Genomic DNA, 21889 nt, shown 5'->3' with positions numbered 1-21889 from the left:
CTCTACCGCCATTGCTGTCTGACCTCGATCCGGATAGCCAGTCCGAACCCGAGCTGAGCCGGCTGACGTTGCTGGTAGCGAGTATCAGTCTCGACGTCGGGCTGCCCGCCCATGTCCCCATCGCCGCCTTCATCGACGACGTGATCGACATCGCCAACGAGCAGCTCGCTGCCCGCGCGCCGGCCGTCGAGGTGCGGTTCGACACCGCGGACGGCTGGACGCTGGCGCCGCTGGGTCGCGAACCGATCGATCCGCAGCGCTCGCTCGACCAGGCGGGGGTCTATGACGGCGACCTTTTGATGCTCGCTGAGACGAAGCGACCGGTGGCCACGCTGCTGTTCGATGACGTCGACGAAACGGCCACCAAAAATTCACCGGCGCTACATCTTTGGACGACCGGCGATATGGAGGCGCGCCACTGGTTTGGCGTCGCCCTAACGGCCGCCCTGACGCTGGCCGCTCTGGTATCGGGCTGGACCGATCAGCGGTGGGTGCCGGTCGCGGCGTTGGGTCTGGGAGCGGCGGCCATGATGTTCGCTTGCGTGCTCGGCGTGCGCGCGGCTACGTCGCAGCTGTCCGGGTGGGTCGCCGCGGTGGCGTTGCCGCTGCTGTTCGCTGGGGCGTTGTACGTGGTGCCGGGCGGGTTTGGCGCCACTTCCCTGCCGATGGCTTGCGCGCTCAGCGCGCTGGGGTCTGTTGTGGTGTTGCTGGTTTCCGCGACAGGACGCGTGCTGCACACCGCGGTGATCACCGCGGCCGCATTGGCGGGCACCGCTGCGTGCGCCTGGCTACTGTGGCAGCCGCCGGTGCACACGGTGGGCGCGGTGCTGACCACGGTGTCGGTCGTCGTCGTCTACTTGGCGCCGCGGACAGCGATCCTGGTTTCGCGGCTACCGATTCCGCGGGTGCCTACCGCCGGCGAGCCGCTCGACGACATCGAAACCCAGGGAGCGCCCACCGTGGAGGGTGTGGACGCGGTCGGCAAGCAGGTGATTCCCACCGAGGCCGACATGCTCGCCCGAGTCGGCCGGGCCAGCCAGTACCTCACGGGGATCCTGATCGCGGCCGCGCTGACGGCGGTCGTCGGCTGCTATCTGACCCTCGATGCGGGTAGCGAAACCTTCAGGCAGGAAACCATTTTCGCGATCCTGGTGGCCGCGGTGTTATGCCTGCGTGGGCGCGGGCACCACAACGCGGTGCAGTCGGCAACGCTCATCGGCGCTGGGCTAATGATCGCCATCGCAGTCATCGTCAAATCCGCGGTCGACCTGCCCGGCCAACAGTCGGTCGCCACTGTCGCGCTGATCGCGCTGATGACCCTGGCCGGATTTTGCGGACTGGTCGCCCCGCGGTTGGAGTTCTCCCCCGTATTGCGTCGCCAGGTCGAGATCCTGGAATACCTGGCCGTGGGGTCGCTGTTTCCACTGCTGTTCTGGATTATTCGGTTGTACGCGTTCTTTCGGGAGCTGCGGGTCTGACTGGCCGCAAAGTCAGGTGACAGGCCCGCTGCCCCAAAGCGCACACGGTCGCCGGTGGCTGTCAGCGGCTCGGCGGCTGGACCTTCACGCTGTGAGGGTCAGCCGCCACGCCGTCATGTGCGATCAAGGCCGCCTCCTGCGACAGCTCAGGACCCGACGGCAGCAGCGACAGGGCCGGCCAGGGTGCGAGTTGAGGCGCATCGGCCGGTCGATCGGGCGCCTTCACACCGGTCACGCCGAGCGCCTCTGCGGACTGAGCGTCTTTGATGTGATACCGCACTCCGGTGTCGGAGATGTAGTAGAGCTGGCCAACCCGGTGGCTGTCGGGCTCACCGCCCGTCGCCTGCACATACTCCCCGCTGCCCGGCGGCAAATAGACGTCGCCGGCATGGGCGCCGTCGTTACCAGCGCCGGCCAACGTTACGCTCTGAGCGCCGTCGGGCATAGGCAACCGGTGCCCGACGAATAACCTAATCGCCGCCAGCGCAGCGGTATTGGGTCGTTGCCAGGCCATGCAGACCACCCGATCCGGGTCAACCGGCAGGATCTGCGGCGAAACCGAGGGGTAACGGTCGACCGGCAGCCGATGCACGACCGGTGCCGCCGCCACCACAGCGGGGGCGATCACCCGTGCGTCGCGCGTGGATACCTCGGCGGTGTCGGGTTCGCCGTAGCGAATGATGTCGGCGGTGGCGGCCGAGACGGGCTGCACTCCTTCACGCAGCACGACATAGCGTTGTTCGCCGCGGGAGTCGACGGTCTTGACAATGGAGCCGACCGGATATCCCGGCCCCAGCGCCGCGCTGGCCTCGCCGATCCCGTCGATGGCGACCGGGGCGATCGGTTCGACCATCGGGAACGCGTTGAGTAACCCGCGCGAGATCGGACGTGTCGGCGCGCCCTGCAGGTGAAGTCCATTGAGCACAGCAGGGTTTGACAGGTCGATCGGCGCGCGGACGCCGTCGTACATGAGGTAGCTGGTGCCGCCGACGGCAGTCAGGATCGCCTGCGCGGGGTCAGCCGCGCGGACGTTGCCGCCGAGTACCGGGGAAACGGCCAACACCGTGGTGTCCACGGTGGCCGCGCCGGTCGGTTCAGTCACCGCGGGAGACTGCACGGTGTCGCAGACGGTCCACGATGAGGTGGTCATGTCGGCGCCGCCACGGATGCTGGTCGGCGCGCCGACGATGCCGACCATCGAGCCGCGGGGTAACACGTTGAGGAACTTGTCGTCGACTTCTTTCGGCTTGTCGTTCTTCCCCACGATCAGCCGCGCCGAGGCGAGATTGAGCACCGGGTGCAGCCGGCCGCCGATGCGGACGAACAGCGCACCGCTCGACTTGCTGAGCAAGATCGTTGCGTCGCCGAAGTTCGGCGCCGGTTTGAAGAAGGCGAGCACCGCGCACGCGCCGGTGACGAGTACCGCCGTGAACAGACCGACCAGAAGGGCCCGTATCTGGCCGCGCATCGGGTCGTGGATCATTCGCGAGTCGCCGCGGATCAGCGCGTGTTCAAGGCGCCGGATCAAAAATCGGTATCCGTTGACCTGCGCGCGCGTGGTAACTTGCGCTGGCATCGCCCCTCCCCCGTCACCGTCTGGCAGGCTGCCTTGCGACGGTACGGTATAGCACGATCAGGTTAATCATGGTGCGGCCGTTGCTTCTTCGCAGCGAACAGGAGGTCAACAGTGTCCTCTGGGAGGCAGCGCGCGTCGCAGACGATCACGGGAGCGTCGCCAGACTACGGCCCGCGCACCAGCGGGAGTGACGTGAGGGTGCAGCGCTGGTTACCGCTGAGTGAATTGCTCACGGCGGAGGTTTCGGTTGCCGCCGGCATGCTGACCGCGGCATGGCTGGACGTGTCGGGGTGGTGGGGCGCGGCCGCAGGTCTAGCGCTGGGCTGCGCAATCGTGGCGCCGGTGCGCGGCGACACGCTGCCCGCCCGGATCGCCCATCACGCCGGATACGTCGCCGACCGTGGCCTTCGCGCGCGCAAACCCGTCGTCGCCGATCCGTTCGACGTCCAGACCGGCGAAGACGAGCAGATCGGATTCCGCTGGGACGGTGCCACATTACTGTCGGTGCTGAAGATTGAGGACAACCCGCGGGAGATGACCGTCCTGGAACCGGGTATGACGGTGTCGGGCGAGATGGTGCCAGTGGGCTTGCTGGCCGACTGCCTGCGCCAGTCAGACATCACCGTGGCCGCTATCGACATCATCAGCCAGGGGGCCCGCTCGTACGGCCACACCCGCGTGGCCGCGATCTACGACGCGACATTGGGCCCCTTGCCCGCCATCGCGCAGCGCAGCGTCTTCGTCGTGGTGCGTCTCGATCCGTCGCGGTGCGCCGACGCAGTGCGCCGCCGCGGCGGCGGCCGGGAAGGCATTCTGCGCACCGCCACCACCGCCACCCGCCGGGTGGCGCGTCGGCTGGTCGAGGCAGGTCTGCGACCGCACATCCTCAACGCCAGCGGGATCGCACGCGCCACCAATCAGCTCGGCGACGGGGTCAACCTGACCACGGTCGAGGAAACGCGAGACATGTGCCGCGATGGGCATTTCCGGCTGACCAGCTTCGCCGTCGCGCCTGATTCGCTGAACACCGCGGGCCTGGCAATGCCGTGGACGGTTTCCAGTTACTCGACGACGGTTTGCCTGTCATTGCGCGCAGGAACCGCGCGGGAGCAGGTGATGATTCGCGGCTTGGTCCGTTTCGACGGTGATGCCGCGCAACCACTTGTCCGCCACGCCGGTCTGATCCACTTGCGGGGGTTACAGTTCTCCGCCCTCACCGCCAGCCTCCCGGTTTCGCAACCGGCCCGCTCGACGGGGCATTGGGTCGACGCCGCGAACTGCGACGCGGCTGGGCTGGCGGTGCCGGCATCGGGGTGCGGTCAGGTCATCGGCGCCGACGAGCAGGGCCGCGCGGTGGCGGTGCCGCTGTTCGGGCCGCAGATCAGTCGCGTCGAGATTCGCGGCACGCTTCACCTCGCGCAGCAGGTGGTACTGCGGTCGCTGGCATTGGGCGCGCGAGTGCTGGTGCACAGCGGGAGGCCTGGCCGGTGGCGGCACATGGTGGACGAGGTCGACTGCCCCGATCTGTTGTGGGTCACGGACTTCGACCGCGGCACAATGCAAGCCGGGGCCAACCGCGACTACACCGTCGAGATGTTCGACGGGGTGGCTGAGCGGACGGTACGGGCGGGGGTGACCAGCATGACGGTCGCCCCGCCGACGACGTCGCTCACGTCCTCGACCGCTGATGTCACCCTTGACTTGATCTCCGTGGAGGATGCCGTCGTCGAGGTGCACACCCGCGCAGGTTCGGCGCTGGTGACCATGGTGGCCACCGATGAGGAGATGCGCTACCTCGACACCGCCGACAGCGACAGCGACTGAGCCCGCATCCTGGCCACCTGGCTGCACCGGGGCTGGTGCGCTAGCGTGGACCCGCAGTCAACGGCAACGAATTCCCAAAGCGCGGGAGTGACCGTGGTCTATTCGCGTGGTACTACTCAGGATCGCACGTCCTATCGGCCCGCCACCCGGCCAAGCGCTGGAAGCATCGGCCAATCCGGCACTGAAACCCGGTCGCAGCGCCGACTTTTCCTGGTTGTGGCGGTCCTTGGGCTGGCCGCCTACCTCCTCGGCTTCAGCCCCGTGGTCCACGGCGGCGGAGCCGACGGATGGAGTGTGCGGTTCGCATCGTTGGCGGCACTGGGCGCCGGATTCGCGCTGTTGCCGCGGCAGGAGCCGCACGAACTTGCGGTCGCAGCATTGGCCGCAATGGGGTTCCTCGATGCGCTCTCGTCGAGTGTTCTGGGGACGGACCGCGGATGGCCACTTATCGTCATGGCGGTGCTCAACAGCGCGCAGGCCACCGCCGCGGTGGCCGCGTTGTTACGCCGGCGCGCCGGCACAGCCGCCGGTTACGCCGGCTATGAAGCGTACGTCGACTACTACAACCAGCTCGCGCGGTACTACAGCGCGCAGGTGCCGTCGGCGCCCATGCCGTCACCGCAGTCTGCCCAATCGAGCGCCGACGCCCAGCGTTCGGCCGAGCACCCTGCTTCGGCCCCTGGCCAACCTTTGGCGGACGAACGATTGGCCGCACCGGATCCGGTAGGGGCGATGTCACAGCAGAGCAGCTCTGCCAATCCCGCCGGCGCCGGGCGCACGATGCACGGTGGATCCGCGTGGTCACCAGCCGAATACGGTCAACCCGTACCGTCGGATTCCCCAGTACCGCACGGCCCGTTCGCAATACATACCGGCCTGCCCAGCGCCGCGTCGTCTTGCGCGCCCGCCGGCGCGGCCGAGGAGGACACCCAGCGAACTTGGCCACCGTCCGCTGCACCGTAAGCAGCTACGGCCGGCGGATCGGCTCAGACAAAACCGGAGTGCCTTAATCGCGACCTTTCATTCGCGCCGTCCGACCTCGCCCGGTTCCCGCCACGCGCCCCGTTTCACTGTGTGATGCTGCCGCAGCCCGGCACAGCCAGATGATCAGGATGCGGATATATCTGCCGTTTTGTTCCGCATATACAGGAATATCACAGGGTATACACCGTATTCGAGTAACGATATCGGCCTACGATCTGCCTGCAGACCGGCCCGCCGGCAGCCCCGGGGACCGCGTGCATCGAGCGGCTTCGGGCATGACGGTGGGCCCCGGCCGAAAGGACCCAGCGCTGACTTCTCTCCCTGACAACCCTGGCCGGCGACCGCGGCGCGGATCGACGAACCGGCGATGACGGCACCGATCTGGATCGCCTTCCCGCCGGAGGTCCATTCGACGCTGTTGTTCAGCGGACCGGGACCCGGGCCGCTGCTGGCTGCGGCCGGCGCCTGGAACTCGTTGAGCGCCGAGTATGCCGCGGTCGCCGGTGACCTCGACGCGCTGCTCGGTGCGGTCCCGGCCGCCGCGTGGGACGGGCCAAGCGGCGCGCGATACGTGGCCGCCCACGTGCCGTACCTCGGCTGGCTGCTGCAGTCCAGCGCCGACAGCGCCGGGATGGCCGCCCAACACGAGGCGGCCGCGGCGGCATACACGGCGGCGTTGGCCGCGATGCCAACACCGGGTGAGCTGGCCGCCAACCACGCCATGCACGCCGTGCTGGTGGCGACGAACTTCTTCGGCGTCAACACGATTCCGATCGCGCTGAACGAGGCCGACTACTCGCGAATGTGGGTTCAGGCCGCCACGACCATGAGCACCTACCAGGCGGTGTCCACGGCGGCGGTTGCCGCGGCCCCGCGCGCCACGGCGGCACCGCAAATTGTGCACACGAATATGAACACCGTAAGCATGAGTTCCGGTTCCGGAATGAGCGGTGGCTCGGGGATGAGCGGCGGCAACCCCTACATCACGGGAACCTCACTCCCCCAAAATCTCCAGGAGTGGCTCGAAGCGCTGTTTCCCTTCAATCCCTTTTCGCCGCAGGGCTGGTCGATGCACCCGAGCCTGTCGATGTTCCTCTCGCGCGTGGAGACCTTGATTCCCATGTATGCGCACAACCCGGAGCAGCTGCTCGAGACCATCGTGATGCTCGCTCTGCAGTTCGTGATTCACCGAACGCTCGTGCTGATCAACCTTCTGCTGTTCAACCCGGCGGGATTGCTGAGTTTCTTCCTGAGCAACCCGGTCTATACCCTTGGGCTGGTGGCCCCGGTCGTGGTGCTTCCCGCCGGAGCGTCGGCCGGCTTGGCGGGGCTGGCGGGCCTCGCTGCGACGACGCCCGTCCCCGCGTCGGCTCCGATCCCCTTGCCGGCCAATATGTTTCCTTTCACCCAGGCGCCTCCGCCTCCTGCGGTAGCCACCGCACCGGCGGTCGGTCCCGCCCCGTTGCACACATCCGCCCCGATGCCGACACCCACACCGGCCGCTGCGGCTGCGTCGGCCGCCCCACCCGGGCCGCCCCCCTCGGTCGTGGGGCCGGAAAGTGCCATGAGCACAGAGCATTTCGTATCGCCGTACCTGGTGGGTGCGCTTGGCACCGGGTCCGACGCCGCCGTTGCGGGCAGGGCGCGAAACGCGGCCGTGGCCGCCGTCGGGACTGAGACGACCGCGCCGGCCAAGACCGTACAGCCGCAGCAGCTGCGGCGGCGTCGACGAGCCGCACCTGGCCGCACACACCGCGGTTACCGTTACGAATTCCTCGACCCCGAACCAGAATTGACTGACGCGAGCAAAGCGCCCCTGGCTTCAGTGACCGTCTCGCACGACGGGGCGGGTCAGCTGGGCGCCGCCGGATTGACCAGGCTGGCCGTCGACAGATTCGGCGGCGGAGTGACCGCCCCCATGCTGCCCGGCAACTGGAAAGCCGGGTCCGACTGAGGCAAAACCTCCGCGGATTCAACTGCTACCGATCAGTTTCCGGGCGCCGACCAGTGCACCACCTTCATCGCGGTCATCTCGTCGAGAAGTTCGGGCCCGAAGCCGAAGCCCGTACCGCTGGCCCGCCGGGGTTCGGCCGCGCCACCGGGCGCTCCGCCGAATACGGCGTTGACCTTCACCGTGCCCACCGGAAGGCTGCGCCAGGCTTCTTGGGCATGCGCCATGTTGCCCGTCAGCACGGTGGCGGCCAGGCCGTAGCGGTCGTCGGCGGCTTCCGTCAGCGCGGCGGCGAAGTCCGGCACCACCCGCACCGGCGCCACCGGGCCGAACGTCTCCTCGCGCATGATCAGCATGTCGGGCGTGCAGTCGGTCAACACCGTGGGCGGATAAAAGGAGCCCGGGCCGGGTCGCGGCTCGCCGCCGACCAGAACATGGGCCCCGGCGCGCGTCGCGTCTTCGACGTGCGCGTGCACGTGCTCGCGGTGACGGGTATCGACCAGGGGCCCGATGCGGTCGGCCCACGAAATCGCCTCGTCGATCAACGCATTGAGGAACGCGTCCGCGATCGACTGCACGACAAACACCCGCTCCACCGAGACGCCGATCTGTCCGGCGTTGGCGAAGGCGCCCAGCGCGGTTTGCCCAGCCGCCCAGGCCGCGTCCACGTCGGCGTCGACGATCAAGGCGTCGTTGCCGCCATTCTCGAGGAGCGCTTTGGCGCCGCGTTCGGCGCAGGCCCGCGCGATCTGTCGGCCGGTCGCGCTGCTGCCCACGTGCGCGACGACATCGACCAACTCCGCGGCAGCCAGGTGTTCCCCGACCGTCTGGTCGCCGTCCACGATCTCGAGCACACCCTCGGGGAGCCGGGCGGCCAACAGTTCGGCGAAGCGCCGGCCAGTCTGCGGGGAACGTTCGCTGGGCTTGTGCACCACGGTATTGCCGGCCACGAGCGCCGCGCCGAGCAGGCCGGCCGCCACCGCGACTGGATCGTTCCACGGGGTGATCACCGCGACCACGCCGCGCGGCTGCGGAACCATCAGATCGGTTGCGGACCATCCGCCCTGCAGTGCGTGCCCACGATGCACCGGCCCGAGTTGGGCATACTGCAACAGCGCGCCGACGCCGGCGTCCACGCCGCCGCGCGCGTCGCCACGAAACTTGCCCGTTTCCCGCTCATTGAGTTCGGCGAGCTCCTCAGCCGCGGCGCTAACGTCGGCCGCCGCGGCGGCGATCGCGGCGGCCCGTTCGGCCGGCGGGGTGCGGGCCCACGCACCGGCGGCGGCCGCGGCGCGCCTGACCGCTTCGTCACAGTCGGCCGGCTCGGTGATCGGCACCTGCGTGACGGTATCGCCGGTGCGCGGATCCAGGACGCTGATGATCTTGGTAAGGGTCGAAGCCACGCCTGCGGATACCCTGTCCCCTGGCCGACCAATCAGCCGCCGGCAAAGCGTCGCAGCTCAGCGGGGCGAAGATGCCCCGAGACACAATCCTGACCCTGTATGGTCAGCGTGTCCGCCGACGAAACGGATCGAGGGCATCGATGGCAAACAGGTTCCCCGACAACGCCTTTGTCGCGCGGCAGGCGGTTGATCCAGGTCTTCGGAGGGTTGCCCGGTTCCTGCCGCACGGCTATGCCCTGCACCGGGGGCTCAAGGTTCAGCGGGCGATCATGAACGTCTTCGGTACCACGGGGCGGCTGCGCGACGTGCCGGAGGCGACGGTCAACGAGAACGTGACGGTTCGCCTGCATCGTCCCGGCCATGCCCGCGACCGGGCGCCTGCCCTGTTGTGGGTCCATGGCGGCGGCACCGTCATGGGCCATGCCGCCCAGGACGACAAATACCTTCGCAAGCTGGCCCACCGCACGGGGGTGGCGGTCACTGCCGTCGAACACCGCCTCGCCCCCGAGCACCCGTATCCGGCCCCGCTCGAAGACTGCTACGCGGCGCTGCTGTGGCTCGCGCGCCAGCCCTGGGTCGACCCGAACCGGATCGCCGTGGGTGGCGCCAGTGCCGGTGGGCATTTCGCGGCGGCACTGGCGCAGCGGGCTCACGACCGCGGCGACGTCAAGCTCGCGTTCCAAATGCTGGTGTATCCCATGCTCGATGATCGGACCGGCGCGGGCCAGCGCGGCCAGAAGCGCATCATGTGGACCGGGACCGACAACCAGCTGGCCTGGCGCTGGTACCTCAACGGCACCGACCCCCAAGAAGCCGTTCCGGCACGGCGCGAAGATCTGTCCGGCCTGCCGCCGGCGTGGATCGGGGTCGGCACACTGGACCTGTTCTATGAGGAGTGCCTGGAGTACGCGCGGCGCCTGCGCCAGGCGGGTGTTGCGGTGCACGAAGAGATCGCCCCGGGCGCCTTCCACGCGTTCGACCAGATCGTGGACAAGGCGCCGGTGTCGGTGAAGTTCTTCGCCAGCCAGTGCGAGCACCTTCGGGGCGCCCTGGCCGAATCGGCGGCCTGACACCCGGCGCCGCAGTGGCTGAATCGGCCTGTCCCCGAACGGATCTTGCGTCGGCATGCCGCGGGCGGCGGGGCCTCTCCAAGCGGCGAGATGACCGAGGCCGCGCATTTTGACTGCAAAGTGTGCAGAATGTGCAACTATGGAGGCCGTGGTCGTCAACCAGATGGGTCTGCGTGAGCGCCGTCGCCGCCAAACCAGCGCTGACATCCGCGACGCCGCGGTGCGCCTGACGCTGGAACGCGGATACGACAAGGTCACGATCGACGAGATCTGCGCCGCAGCCGGCATATCGACGCGCACGTTCTTCAACTACTTCCCCAACAAAGAGTCCGCACTCGCCTACGGCCCCTCGGACATCCCCCCCGAGCTGGTGGCGGATTTCGTCGCCGCAGGTCCGGCCCCCTATTCGGTGGTGCTGGCGGAACTGATCACGCTGGCCGCGCACCACCTTCGCGACGTGCCTCCGCGGCGCGAACATGCGGCCCACATGCTGGAACTCGCCAAGACCTCGCCGGCGGTCTTGGCCGCGTTTCTCGCCGATCTGGAGCGGTTCCAGACTCACTTGACCGACGTGGTCGCCCGCCGCCAGGGCATGCGGCCGGACGACGAGATCGTCGCGTTGATCGCCGCGCTGGCCCTGACCGCGGTGCGTTCGGGTATCGAGCGCTGGTCGAAGGGCGAGGCGGGTGACGACGACACGCCGATGCCGCACGTCGAGCGGGCCGCCGCGCTGGTCAACAGCATCTTCACCGAGTGATTTGAAACACTGAAAGCAATTGTTGCATGGTGTGCAACATATGCACAGTATGTACTATGCTCTCTCTGCGGTACTCGAGAACGCCTTCGCATCACATGGCACGTGTCGGCACTGGGGGCGACGGCCGGTGTTCTCGGGATGCCGTCGCCCTGAGACCGTCGAACTTTCGTAGACCCTGGTCGCCGTCGAAACCGTTGCGGTGCACCGTCAGTCGTCGCGCACAACTAGCCACATCATGATCGGATGATGAGGAGGAATCCCTCAGGTGCAGAAATCCAAGGGTTTGCGCAATGCATGGCTGCCCCTGCTGATCGTCGCGGTCCTGGTGGTCGGCGGCTTTGCCGTGGCCCGGGTCAAGTCTTTCTTCGGTGCCCACGACACCGGCATCATGACCAGCCCGCGACTGGATGATTCCAAGCCGTTCAAGCCCAAAGTGGTCAAGTACGAGGTCTTCGGCTCGGCCCGCACCGCCAACGTGAACTACTTGGACCTGTCCGCCGACCCCAAGCGGGTCGACGGCGCGCCATTGCCCTGGACGCTGGTGCTCAGCACGACCGCCCCCTCCGTCTTCCCCAACCTCTCGGCGCAAAGCGACGGTGATTCCCTCGGTTGTCGCATCACCATCGACGACGAAGTCAAGGCCGAGAACATGACCAACCGCGTGCACGCCCTGACCTTCTGCATGGTGAAATCCGCATGAGCACACACCTTGACGACGCCCGCACCGACACCATCCCCGTCGCCCAAGAACCGGTGCGGGAAAAGATTCCGCGAATCATTCGAACCTTCGCGGTGCCCATCATCATCGGCTGGATCGCGCTGATCGCGGTGCTCAACGTCGTCGTCCCGCAGTTGGACGAGGTCGGGAAGATGCGCTCGGTGGAGATGACTCCCGACGATGCGCAATCGGTCGTCGCGACCAAGCGAATGGGCGCGATCTTCAACGAGTACAAGTCCAACAGCTCGGTCATGATCGTGCTCGAGGGCCAAAACCCGCTCGGCGCCGACGCACATGCCTACTACGACCAAATGGTCAAGAAGCTCGACGCCGACACCAAACACGTTGAGCACGTTCAGGATATGTGGAGCGATCCACTGACCGGCGCGGGCGCACAGAGCAACGACGGCAAGGCCGCCTACGTCCAGGTGTATCTGGCGGGTAACCAGGGCGAAGCCCTGGCGAACGAATCGGTCGAGTCGGTCCAAAACATCGTCAAAAGCCTGACCCCACCCAAAGGGGTGAAGGCCTACGTCACCGGACCCGCGGCCCTGTCGGCCGACCAGCACACGGCCGGCGACCGCAGCCTGCAGCTCATCACCGCGGCCACGTTCACGGTCATCATCGGGATGCTGCTGTTGGTCTATCGGTCCGTCGTCACCGTCTTACTCACGCTGGTGATGGTGGTCCTCGAGCTCTCGGCCGCGCGCGGAATGGTCGCTTTCCTGGGTTACTACAAGATCATTGGCCTCTCGACGTTCGCCACCAACCTCTTGGTCACGTTGGCGATCGCGGCCGCCACCGACTACGCGATCTTCTTGATCGGCCGATATCAGGAGGCCCGTGCCGTCGGCGAGTCACGCGAAGACGCGTACTACACCATGTACAAGGGCACCGCGCACGTGGTGCTCGGGTCGGGCCTGACGATCGCCGGTGCGACCTTCTGCCTGCACTTCACGAACCTGCCCTATTTCCAGACGCTGGGTATCCCGCTGGCCATCGGCATGGTGGTGGTCGTGGCGGCGGCGTTGACGCTCGGTCCCGCGGTCATTTCGGTGGCGACGCGCTTCCGTCGGACGCTCGAGCCCCGACGCAGCCAGCGCATTCGCGGGTGGCGCAAGATCGGCGCGCTCGTGGTCCGGTGGCCCGGCCCGATCCTGGTGCTGACCATCGGGATCGCGCTCATCGGGTTGCTGACCCTGCCCGGTTACCGCACCAACTACAATGACCGCAACTACCTGCCCGCCGATCTCCCCGCCAACGAGGGCTACGCGGCCGCTGACCGGCACTTCTCGCAGGCGCGGATGAATCCCGAAGTGCTGATGATCGAAAGCGACCACGATCTGCGCAACTCCGCGGACTTCCTGGTGATCGACAAGATCGCCAAGACGGTGTTCCGCGTGCCGGGAATCGGTCGCGTGCAGGCCATCACCCGACCGCAGGGCACGCCGATCGAGCACACCTCGATCCCGTTCCAGATCAGCATGCAGGGCGTCACCCAGCAGATGAACCAGAAGTACCAGGAAGACCAGATGGCCGACATGCTGCACCAGGCCGACATGATGCAGACGACCATCGACAGCATGGAGAAGATGTCGAGCATCACCGCGCAGATGGCCAACGACATGCATCAGATGGTCAAGAAGATGCACGACATGACCATCGACATCAACGAATTGCGCCAGCACATGGCCGATTTCGAGGACTTCTTCCGGCCCATCCGCAGCTACCTGTACTGGGAACGGCACTGCTACGACATCCCGGTGTGCTGGTCATTGCGTTCGGTGTTCGACGGCCTGGACGGCATCGACATCATGACCGACGACATCGAGAGCCTGCTGCCGATCATGGATCACCTCGACACGCTGATGCCCCAGATGGTGGCGTTGATGCCGTCGATGATCGAGAACATGAAGGCCATGAAGACGACGATGCTGACCATGTATGCGACCCAGAAGGGCCTGCAGGATCAGCAGAACGAGGCGCAGAAGAACTCCAATGCCATGGGCAAGGCGTTCGACGCGTCCAAGAACGACGACTCGTTCTACCTGCCGCCGGAGACCTTCAACAACGCCGAGTTCAAGAAGGGGATGAAGAACTTCATCTCCCCCGACGGCCATGCCGTGCGCTTTATCATCAGCCATGACGGCGATCCGATGTCGCAGGAAGGCATTTCGCACATTTCCGCCATCAAGAAGGCCGCCTACGAAGCGCTCAAGGGCACGCCCCTGGAGGGCTCGAAGATCTATCTGGCGGGGACCGCGTCGATCTACAAGGACCTCAGCGACGGCAACACGTATGACTTGCTGATCGCCGGGATCTCTTCGCTGTGCCTGATTTTTATCATCATGCTGCTCATCACGCGCGGCGTGGTGGCGTCGGCGGTCATCGTCGGCACCGTGTTGCTTTCGCTGGGCGCGTCGTTCGGCCTGTCGGTGTTGATCTGGCAGCACCTCATCGGCATCGAGCTGCACTGGATGGTGCTCGCGATGTCGGTGATCATCCTGCTTGCCGTCGGCGCGGACTACAACCTGCTGTTGGTGGCGCGGTTCAAGGAGGAGATCTACGCCGGCCTGAACACCGGGATCATCCGGTCGATGGGCGGGACCGGCTCGGTCGTCACTTCGGCCGGCCTGGTGTTCGCCTTCACGATGATGACGATGGCGGTCAGTGAGCTGACGGTCATCGGCCAGGTCGGCACCACCATCGGGCTGGGTCTGCTGTTCGACACGCTGATCGTCCGGTCGCTGATGACGCCGTCGATCGCGGCGCTGCTGGGCAAGTGGTTCTGGTGGCCGCAGCGGGTGCGGCAGCGCCCGGTGCCGTCGCCGTGGCCCAAGCCCAGCGCCGAGCAGGCGCCGCAGGAGACCGAATCCCTCAGTCCCGCTAGGTAACCCAGTCCGGCTGCCCGGCGGTGTCGACCGCCGAGAAGTCCTTGTGGCCCAGGCCGGCGGTGGTGCCGCCGTCGACGACGAACTCCGAGCCGGTCGAATAGCTGGACTCGTCGCTGGCCAGGTAGACGACCAGGTTGGAGACCTCCTGGGGCTGGGCGATCCGCCCGAGCGCGGTCTGGAAGATGTCCTCGGGGACCCATTCGGTCATGGGGGTCTTGATGAGCCCGGGGTGGATCGAGTTCACTCGGATCCCGCTGGGCCCCAGTTCCAGTGCTGCCGACTTGGTCAGCCCGCGGACGGCGAACTTGGTGGCGGTGTAGCCGTGGCAGGCGATGGTGCCGGCGATGCCCTCGATCGAGGAGATGTTGATGATCGATCCGCGGCCGGCTTCCTTCATGGGTTTGACCACGGCGCGGATCCCGAGGAAGACGCCCGTCAGGTTGATGTCGAGGATCCGCTGCCACTCCGAGAGGGCGTAGTCCTCGAAGGTGCCGATGTTGATGATGCCGGCGTTGTTGACCAGGATGTCGATGCGGCCGAACTCGCTCAGGGCGGTGGCCACCGCCGCGTCCCAATCCTCGGGCTTGGTCACGTCGAGGTGCAGGTAGCGGGCCGCGTCACCGACCTCCGCCGCGACGGCCTTGCCCTCGTCGTCGAGGATGTCACCGAACACCACCTTGGCGCCCTCACCGACCAGCGCCCGTACGTGCGATGCCCCCATCCCCCGCGCACCCCCGCTGATGAGTGCGACCTTCCCGGCCAGCCGTTCTGCCACTGCGATTCTCCTGTCGTGTGAGTCTCAAGCACCATACGTACCCCAGGCGGTGTATGGCCAGAGTCAGCCCACGACGTCGAAGATCGCCGCGGTGGAGGTGACACCCTGTCCGCGTCCCCCTCGTCGTGCAGCAGCAATGGCACGGGTCCGCCACGGTGAGCGGTGCCCTCGACGCGAATGGGACCCACCTTGCCGCGTGACATGAACATGACATGCCATGTGGCTTGCGTGTTCCGGCGACGTCGGCCGCAGGATTCCCCATAAAAGGAAGAACGACTTGCGCAAGAAGAGGGTGCTAGTCGCGAATCAACGAGCGCGCACTGCCTTTGGCTCATCGACAATCCATATCCTTTATGAGGACGGGATAGGGGCTACACAATGCTGCGTTGCCGGGGCTCCGTCGTCCCGCGCGGCGGTCCAATTGCCGCCGGGCACAACGCAAACCAAGGCCACGTCGATACCCGAGGCCGCCAGGGTGGCTTCCAAGCAGTCGAAGCCCACACGCCACCTCCACTCACGTGCGTCGCCTGCCAGATGAAACGAGCCTGTCCGCCGTCTCACTCGCGGCCTCGAGCACCTCTGCCTGCGTGGCCGGGTCGGCCATCGCGCGCGAGATCGACACCGCCCCCACCATCAGCGCGACGACACTCCACGCCCGCCGCTCCCGATCAGCGCCGTCGAGCACCTCGGCCACCCGCCCCGCCAACGCGGCGATCTTGTGTTCGTACGCCTCCCGAGTAGACACTCCCGCGCGCGCCACGTCGGCACTAAGGGTCGGCATCACACATCCATCACCCGGGTTTTCCACGTGGTAGGCGCTGAGGTACTCCGCCAGAAAGCTCTTCAGCTTCGACCGGCGCTCGGTCTTACTACCCGACTCCGTGTCGGAAACGAACGGCTCGCCAACGGCGGCGTCGATGATTGCCTCGAGCATCGCTTCCTTATTGGCGAAGTTCGAGTAAAAGGCTCCGGAGGTGACGTCCGCCGCGGCGGCGAGCCCGTCCACGCCGATCCCATTGAAGCCGGCGACCTTCATCGACTGCGTTCCGGCGCGCAGCAGCGCGGCGCGCGCCTTGGCCTTCTGGTCAGCCGGATATCTCATGGCAACGACTTTTGTAGCATAACCATCGATATCTTACCCTCCCGAGGCGGGGTACACCACCGCGTCCCAATATCTATCTGCGCAAAGACACGGGGCTTGGCATCCATTCGAGAAACTGACGCGCAGTTCGATGATCCCGGTGAACCTCACTGTAGGTTCTCGAGTCCGATGTCATATCTCGGAATTCGCACCTGCGGTAATGCCGAGCGTCTAACTTGCCGAAATCCGCGCTTCGTCGCAACCACTTATCATTTCGTCCGGTGGACTTTGCGGGGCCGCGCCCTGACGTTGGCGCCGCCGCGCCCGAGATGCTCGCAGGTTTTCGGCGTTTCCACACGTCTTCGCGTTGCACCAAGTCCCGCTGTTGTTCTTCGAGCGGTCGTAAAACGTTATCCCGCAGAGGGATTTTCGGCATTGCTTGATCCGTTTCCACGTGCCGTCCCGCTGACTGAGGTCGATCTCGCTGAAGAGGGCAGATGCCAGCCAATGCCAGCCGCTCCCGGTCGGCTCCATCCGCAGTGCACCGGAGCTGGACAACGAGAACGCTCCATAAACGGAGCCGAAACATCGCACCTGTCTCCTATCCGGTGACCTTTTGTTGACCACGTTGGCGATCGCATCGCGCAAGTCTCGCAGTTGCGCCAGATCCGCTGCACTTAGTGACGGCGTTTGAACGTCGACCTCTCGCAGCGTCGCCCACTTGGATACCGCACCGGCACACCATTCTGCTGCCAGGTCGACGTCGGCCAACAGATCGGTGTCGTAGCCCTGGATGGGGGCGGTGTTGAGAAATTCCTGAACCAACACCAAGCCGCCGGGGGCGACCCCGAACCTGCCCTGGCGGGGCTCAAACCGCTGTGACGGCATCGTTGTCAGGCGCAGCGCCGCAAGGGGATTGAGACGGGACAAGCCAGCACCGAGCATCCACACCCCCTGCTCTTCGTCCACTGCACACGGCACGGGGGATGGTGTTGGAATGAAAACGTTCTCGACTTCTTTGCGAGCAGGGGATTCCGCGCCCTGGCCCTGATCACTTCCAGCATGCGATTTCTCCTTCGACTGGTGCCCGACTTCGAAGACCCCGCGATGTCGCTTGCGTCGGTACGAGATGGGAACCACCATGGTGTTCACCGCGCTTTGGGTGCGGTTCCCTTGCTTGAATCGTTGAACCGCATTCAGGGTGACGGTCGGGAGTGCTTAGCAACGGTTCTGGAAACTACCGGCACAGAACTCTTACATTCGATGTTCAGCTTTGATGAATTGTGCAGCAATCTCGCCGATAACGACGCATGGTGCCATGGTGTTGGCCGTGCTGATGCGCGGGATGATTGAGGCATCTGCGACGCGCAGGCGCTCGATGCCGTAGACCTTCAGGTGTCCGTCGACCACCGACATCGAGTCACGTCCCATCTTCGCGGTACCGCATTCGTGCCAGTAGGTGGTGACGGCGTCACGCAAATAGGTCTCCAACTCGGTGCCGGTCAGGTCGCCCGGCATGACCTCGCGCGCGACGAAAGGTCGAAGCTCTCGGGAGTTGCCGATCTCGCGCAAGGTTTCGATGCAGGCGATCGCGGTCTTGAAGTCTTCGGGGTCTGATAGCGCCCCAGCTTCGATCCCGATCGGATCGGTCGGGTCGGGGCCTGACAACCGGAGCCGACCGCGACTCTGGGGGTGCGTGGGCGAGCCGAACAACGTCCAACCACTCCGCGGCAGACCGTATTTCGCAGCGTTTTCGGCAGTGGCTTTCGGGAATGGGCCTGAGCATGCGAACAGGTCCGGACCTTGGACATCGGCAGCGCCGGAGTCCCAAAATAATGCCGACCCCACCTGAGTGCTGCCCTGGATGGTCTCGGGAAATTCCCACACACAGTCGAACCCAAAATGGTCTTGAAGGTTGCGCCCGACCCCGGGCAGGTGCTGACGAACGGACACGCCAACTCGATGCAATTCATCCTGGTCGCCGATGCCGGAGTGCATGAGCACTTTGGGCGTGTGGATGGCACCAAGCGACAGCACGACCTCGGCGCTGGCAGCCATCCGGTGAACCGCACCGTCATGGACGACCTCGACACCGGTGGCACGATTCCCGTCGAAGAGCACGCGGGTGACCAGAGCGTGCGGCACCACGGTCAGGTTCGGCTTCCGCTGATGTGGTGCGACGTAGGTGCCAAACACCGATAGACGTTTGTCGTCGCGACACCGCAGGTCGACGATGGCAGCGCCGCGGGTTTCCTCCATCAGGCGGCCGTTGGCGCTTTGATAAGTCGGAATCCCCAGTGCCCTAGCAGCTTCCAGCGTCGCTGCAGCGATCGGATGCGCATCGGGCGCCGGTTGTACGAACACCAGCCCGCCCCTGCCCCGATGATCTGGCTCACCGATGCCGTGCCAATCCTCGATCCGGCGGTACAAGTTAAGGACTTCTTCGTATCCCCAGGCCGGCTCGCCGGATTCAGAAGCGTAGTGGTCCCAGTCGCTGCGGTGCCCCCGGGCCCAAATCATGAGGTTGATACTGGAACCGCCACCGAGCACTTTGCCCATCGAAAAAGCGATCACGCGTCCATGAAGCCGGCGGTCAGGATCGGACAGGAAACCCCAATCACGTTCGCTACCAAGGTTCGATGGCCACTGACTTGCCTCGGTCACACTGGGAACATCATCGCTGCCGCCGGCCTCCAAGAGTAAGACCTTGATGTCGGGATTTTCGGCCAACCGACCGGCGATCACCGACCCCGAAGACCCAGCACCACACACGATGATGTCGTAATCGTACAGCTGCTCCAGCTTAGTATTCACAAAGCTCTCCTGATCATTGTTAGGTGTACTGAACGTACATCTATGCAACGCTCCGAAAGCGTCTGCGGTTCAACATGACTCAAGGCTGTCGCGGCCACTTCTTGTGACTGGCGAACGCGCCATATCACTACAAGCCCCGGCGCGGAACACGAACCATCCACGGCCGCAACGTTTCTACGGGTACCTTCAATGCCTGTCGGACCAAGCATGGACTTAAATCGCATGCCCGCCGAGCATCTGCTGGTGGTAACTGGCGGCTTCGGAATGCGTGATCGCCACTTCAGCGGCCACCACATCCTTGGTTGATGGGCGCCCGGACGCGGCCGCACCCTCGGCTCCGTGATCTGCTGGCCGGCCATGGCCATGGTCAGGCCATGACCAGTCAAGCGGCCGTATGCTCTAGGCCACTGCCGTTTTCAGTCCTAGCGTCAAACGCAGCCAGCGGCCCATTTCGGCGATAGCCCGGTCCACCTCGTCAACGCGGCCAGCTCCCATGATGAAGGAATGCTGGCCCTGCTCGACCCGTCGGACGACGACGTCGTTACCCGCCTCCTTTGCCTTTTGGGAGAAAGCGACGGCGTCCGAGGCGAGCAGTTCGTACTCGCCGTAGTACACCGCGATCGGAGGCAACCCGGACAGGTCGGCTCCCAGCAGGTGCACTCGGGGGTCGGTGAATTCCACGCCGGTTCCGTCGAGCCAGCACGATCGGAACAGCTCAAGCAATCCCGGCGTGAGCAGCTTGTCCCGGTCGACATTGGTTTTGATGGACTCCCCCGACAGCGTGACGTCAGTCCACGGCGAAATTGACAAAACAGCGCCGGGCAGTGCCTCGCCGCGATCTCGCAAACGCAAGGCAAGTTCGACTGCGAGATAGCCGCCGATCGAGTGGCCGACACTGGCTATCTTGTTGGGGCGGTAGCCCTGGTCGAGCAGCCAGCGGTAAGCGCTTTGCACGTCTTCGACCTGGGCTGGGTACTTATGTTCCGGGGAACGCCGGTAGTTCAGTACTAGCGAGCGCGCGCCCGCCGCTTTCGCGAGGTGCCCGGCTGCCTTCCGGTCGGAATGCATCGACATCAGCACGCTGCCACCCATGTGCGTGTGCAACAGCACTGATTCGGGGTCACCGTCCACGGGGATGCACCACAAGGCCTCGACCCCGCCGGCGTCCACCTCGGCATAGGTCACACCTTCGGGTTCCTTCGTTGCCAAATGGATGTTCTCGGTGACATCGCGAATCGTTTCAAGCTCAAAGTTGACATTCGAAGATCGCCTCCCGATCTCCGCCAAGAAATCGGCGAAATCGACCGCCTGCTTGCTCGCCATCCAACTGCCTTCCCTCGTAGATCGTTGAATAACGATCACTATATAACGATCGCTATCTGATGGCCAGCCCTAATCGGCCATACCCGCGAGGTATGGCCGATCGCCCGATTCGGTATTGGACTGCATCCAGCGCATTGTGGAAACGTCTTGGTTGCAGACTATTTCGAGGGGTGATGAGGGGTGCTGCGTGAGGACGTCGCCATTGATGCCGAGGGAGCCATTCTCCACGCGTGGTGGTACTTCGGGCCGCGAGACCGCCGAGCGCGGACGGCGAGCTCCTGCGTGGTCATGGCACACGGGTGGACGTCAACGAAGAAGATGCACCTGGACAAGTTCGCCGAAGTGTTCGCGGCGGCGGGACTGTGCGTGCTGGTCTTCGACCATCGGGGCTGGGGCGAGTCGGGGACAGCGCCCGGCAAGCCACGCCACGAAGTCGACCCGTGGGAGCAGATCCGCGATTACCAGCATGCAATCACCTACGCGCAGAACCGATCCGAGGTCGACCCTGATCGTATCGGCGTTTGGGGAACGAGCTTCTCGGCGGCGCACGCGTTCGTTGTCGCCGCGATCGACCGGCGAGTGCAAGCCGTTTGCGGGCAGGCGCCGTTCATCAGCGGCCGGGCTACCTACGCCAACCTTGTCAGGGTGAACAATCAGGTGGTCGGCCCGGAGTGGTTCACCGCGGACCGGCGCGCTCGCGCTCGCGGCGGTCCGCCGGAAATGGTGCCAGTCGTCGGGGCGGAGCCGACCACGCTGGTGGGCCTGCCCACTTCGGACGCCTACGCGTTCTTCACCGAGGCGCGCGCGACGCTGGATCCGCAATGGCCCAACGAGGTGTCGTTGCGCAGCCTTGACAACTTCTACGGGTACGAACCGGCGCGCTACCTGCCCGACATCACACCGACCCCACTGCTCATGATCGTCGGCCGCGAGGATGGCTTGACAGGCGGGAACCTGGCGGCGGCCGCGTACCAGACTGCAGCCGAACCAAAAAAGATCGTTTTCGTGCCGGGCGGCCACTTCGCGGCGTACACCGGCGACGGGTTCGCCCTGGCGGCGGGGGCCGCGCGGGACTGGTTCGCGACGCAGCTCGGCTAGCAGAAGTTCGCGTCATTCGGCCCAATGTCGGTCAGATGCGCGCTGACTCCGGAGCTCTTGTTACCCAGGATGGTGACGACCGCTGAGGTCATGTCCGCCGCGGCGGCCAGCCCATGAGCGATCCGGCAGACCAAAAGGCGAAG

Annotated in this window: 16 protein-coding genes and 1 pseudogene; 9 read left to right on the top strand and 8 right to left on the bottom strand. The window is 65.6% G+C overall.

The genetic code is table 11. The annotated features are described in order from the left end of the window. Positions 1-11: 11 nt before the first annotated feature. A complete protein-coding gene (eccD, locus tag A5713_RS03165) occupies positions 12-1478 on the top strand; it encodes a type VII secretion integral membrane protein EccD (RefSeq protein WP_231980227.1) in 1467 nt (488 codons plus the stop codon). A gap of 61 nt (positions 1479-1539) precedes the next feature. Here eccD and eccB read toward each other — a convergent pair whose 3' ends face one another. After that, positions 1540-3054, bottom strand: coding sequence for a type VII secretion protein EccB (eccB, locus tag A5713_RS03160; protein ID WP_068092410.1), 1515 nt, complete (start codon positions 3052-3054; stop codon positions 1540-1542). Between the two features lie 192 nt (positions 3055-3246). Here eccB and eccE point away from each other — a divergent pair, with 192 nt between their 5' ends. The 3 genes from eccE to A5713_RS03145 all read left to right on the top strand — a co-directional run bounded on the left by eccE (position 3247) and on the right by A5713_RS03145 (position 7816). Beyond that, positions 3247-4878 carry a type VII secretion protein EccE gene (eccE, locus tag A5713_RS03155; protein ID WP_231980226.1) on the top strand — a complete coding sequence of 544 codons (1632 nt, stop codon included), beginning with the start codon at positions 3247-3249 and terminating at the stop codon, positions 4876-4878. A 45-nt stretch (positions 4879-4923) separates the two neighbouring features. Then, on the top strand, positions 4924-5841 hold the full coding sequence (locus A5713_RS03150) for a DUF5336 domain-containing protein (RefSeq protein ID WP_369804360.1): 918 nt from the start codon (positions 4924-4926) through the stop codon (positions 5839-5841). Between the two features lie 388 nt (positions 5842-6229). Next, positions 6230-7816 carry a PPE domain-containing protein gene (locus tag A5713_RS03145; protein WP_068092393.1) on the top strand — a complete coding sequence of 529 codons (1587 nt, stop codon included), beginning with the start codon at positions 6230-6232 and terminating at the stop codon, positions 7814-7816. 32 nt (positions 7817-7848) lie between these two features. Here A5713_RS03145 and A5713_RS03140 read toward each other — a convergent pair whose 3' ends face one another. Beyond that, complete coding sequence (locus A5713_RS03140) at positions 7849-9216, bottom strand: aldehyde dehydrogenase (protein ID WP_369804359.1); 1368 nt, start codon at positions 9214-9216, stop codon at positions 7849-7851. A 140-nt stretch (positions 9217-9356) separates the two neighbouring features. Here A5713_RS03140 and A5713_RS03135 point away from each other — a divergent pair, with 140 nt between their 5' ends. The 4 genes from A5713_RS03135 (at position 9357) to A5713_RS03120 (ending at position 14655) form a co-directional block, all read left to right on the top strand. Further along, complete coding sequence (locus A5713_RS03135) at positions 9357-10286, top strand: alpha/beta hydrolase (RefSeq protein ID WP_068092390.1); 930 nt, start codon at positions 9357-9359, stop codon at positions 10284-10286. 139 nt (positions 10287-10425) lie between these two features. Beyond that, positions 10426-11043 (top strand): TetR/AcrR family transcriptional regulator, encoded by a 618-nt coding sequence (locus A5713_RS03130; protein ID WP_068092387.1) that lies wholly within the window; start codon positions 10426-10428, stop codon positions 11041-11043. A 283-nt stretch (positions 11044-11326) separates the two neighbouring features. Further along, on the top strand, positions 11327-11743 hold the full coding sequence (locus A5713_RS03125) for an MmpS family transport accessory protein (RefSeq protein ID WP_067927820.1): 417 nt from the start codon (positions 11327-11329) through the stop codon (positions 11741-11743). Beyond that, positions 11740-14655 (top strand): RND family transporter, encoded by a 2916-nt coding sequence (locus tag A5713_RS03120; RefSeq protein ID WP_068092385.1) that lies wholly within the window; start codon positions 11740-11742, stop codon positions 14653-14655. Before A5713_RS03125 ends, A5713_RS03120 begins: the two co-directional genes overlap by 4 nt. Here the strand turns inward: A5713_RS03120 and A5713_RS03115 are convergent. The 6 genes and pseudogenes from A5713_RS03115 to A5713_RS03100 all read right to left on the bottom strand — a co-directional run bounded on the left by A5713_RS03115 (position 14648) and on the right by A5713_RS03100 (position 20648). After that, positions 14648-15430 carry an SDR family oxidoreductase gene (locus A5713_RS03115; protein ID WP_068092384.1) on the bottom strand — a complete coding sequence of 261 codons (783 nt, stop codon included), beginning with the start codon at positions 15428-15430 and terminating at the stop codon, positions 14648-14650. The genes A5713_RS03120 and A5713_RS03115 overlap by 8 nt on opposite strands. Positions 15431-15493: 63 nt before the next feature. After that, a pseudogene (locus A5713_RS28985) lies at positions 15494-15680 on the bottom strand (hypothetical protein); the annotation flags it as partial. Between the two features lie 264 nt (positions 15681-15944). Then, a complete protein-coding gene (locus A5713_RS03110; protein WP_068092381.1) occupies positions 15945-16532 on the bottom strand; it encodes a TetR/AcrR family transcriptional regulator in 588 nt (195 codons plus the stop codon). Positions 16533-16742: 210 nt separating this feature from the next. Next, complete coding sequence (locus tag A5713_RS27225) at positions 16743-17654, bottom strand: CGNR zinc finger domain-containing protein (protein WP_369804364.1); 912 nt, start codon at positions 17652-17654, stop codon at positions 16743-16745. Between the two features lie 111 nt (positions 17655-17765). Then, positions 17766-19325, bottom strand: coding sequence for a GMC family oxidoreductase (locus tag A5713_RS03105; RefSeq protein WP_197516280.1), 1560 nt, complete (start codon positions 19323-19325; stop codon positions 17766-17768). Between the two features lie 399 nt (positions 19326-19724). Further along, positions 19725-20648 (bottom strand): alpha/beta hydrolase, encoded by a 924-nt coding sequence (locus tag A5713_RS03100; protein ID WP_068092379.1) that lies wholly within the window; start codon positions 20646-20648, stop codon positions 19725-19727. A gap of 180 nt (positions 20649-20828) precedes the next feature. Between A5713_RS03100 and A5713_RS03095 the strand changes: the two genes are divergently transcribed. Next, positions 20829-21746 (top strand): alpha/beta hydrolase, encoded by a 918-nt coding sequence (locus A5713_RS03095; RefSeq protein ID WP_231980225.1) that lies wholly within the window; start codon positions 20829-20831, stop codon positions 21744-21746. The last annotated feature ends 143 nt before the right edge of the window (positions 21747-21889 follow it).

It is taken from the genome of Mycobacterium sp. E2497, from assembly GCF_001668695.1.
Taxonomy (GTDB): Bacteria; Actinomycetota; Actinomycetes; order Mycobacteriales; family Mycobacteriaceae; genus Mycobacterium.
Note: the sequence above shows the minus strand (reverse complement) of the source record. Positions and strands in the feature narration are given on the sequence as shown.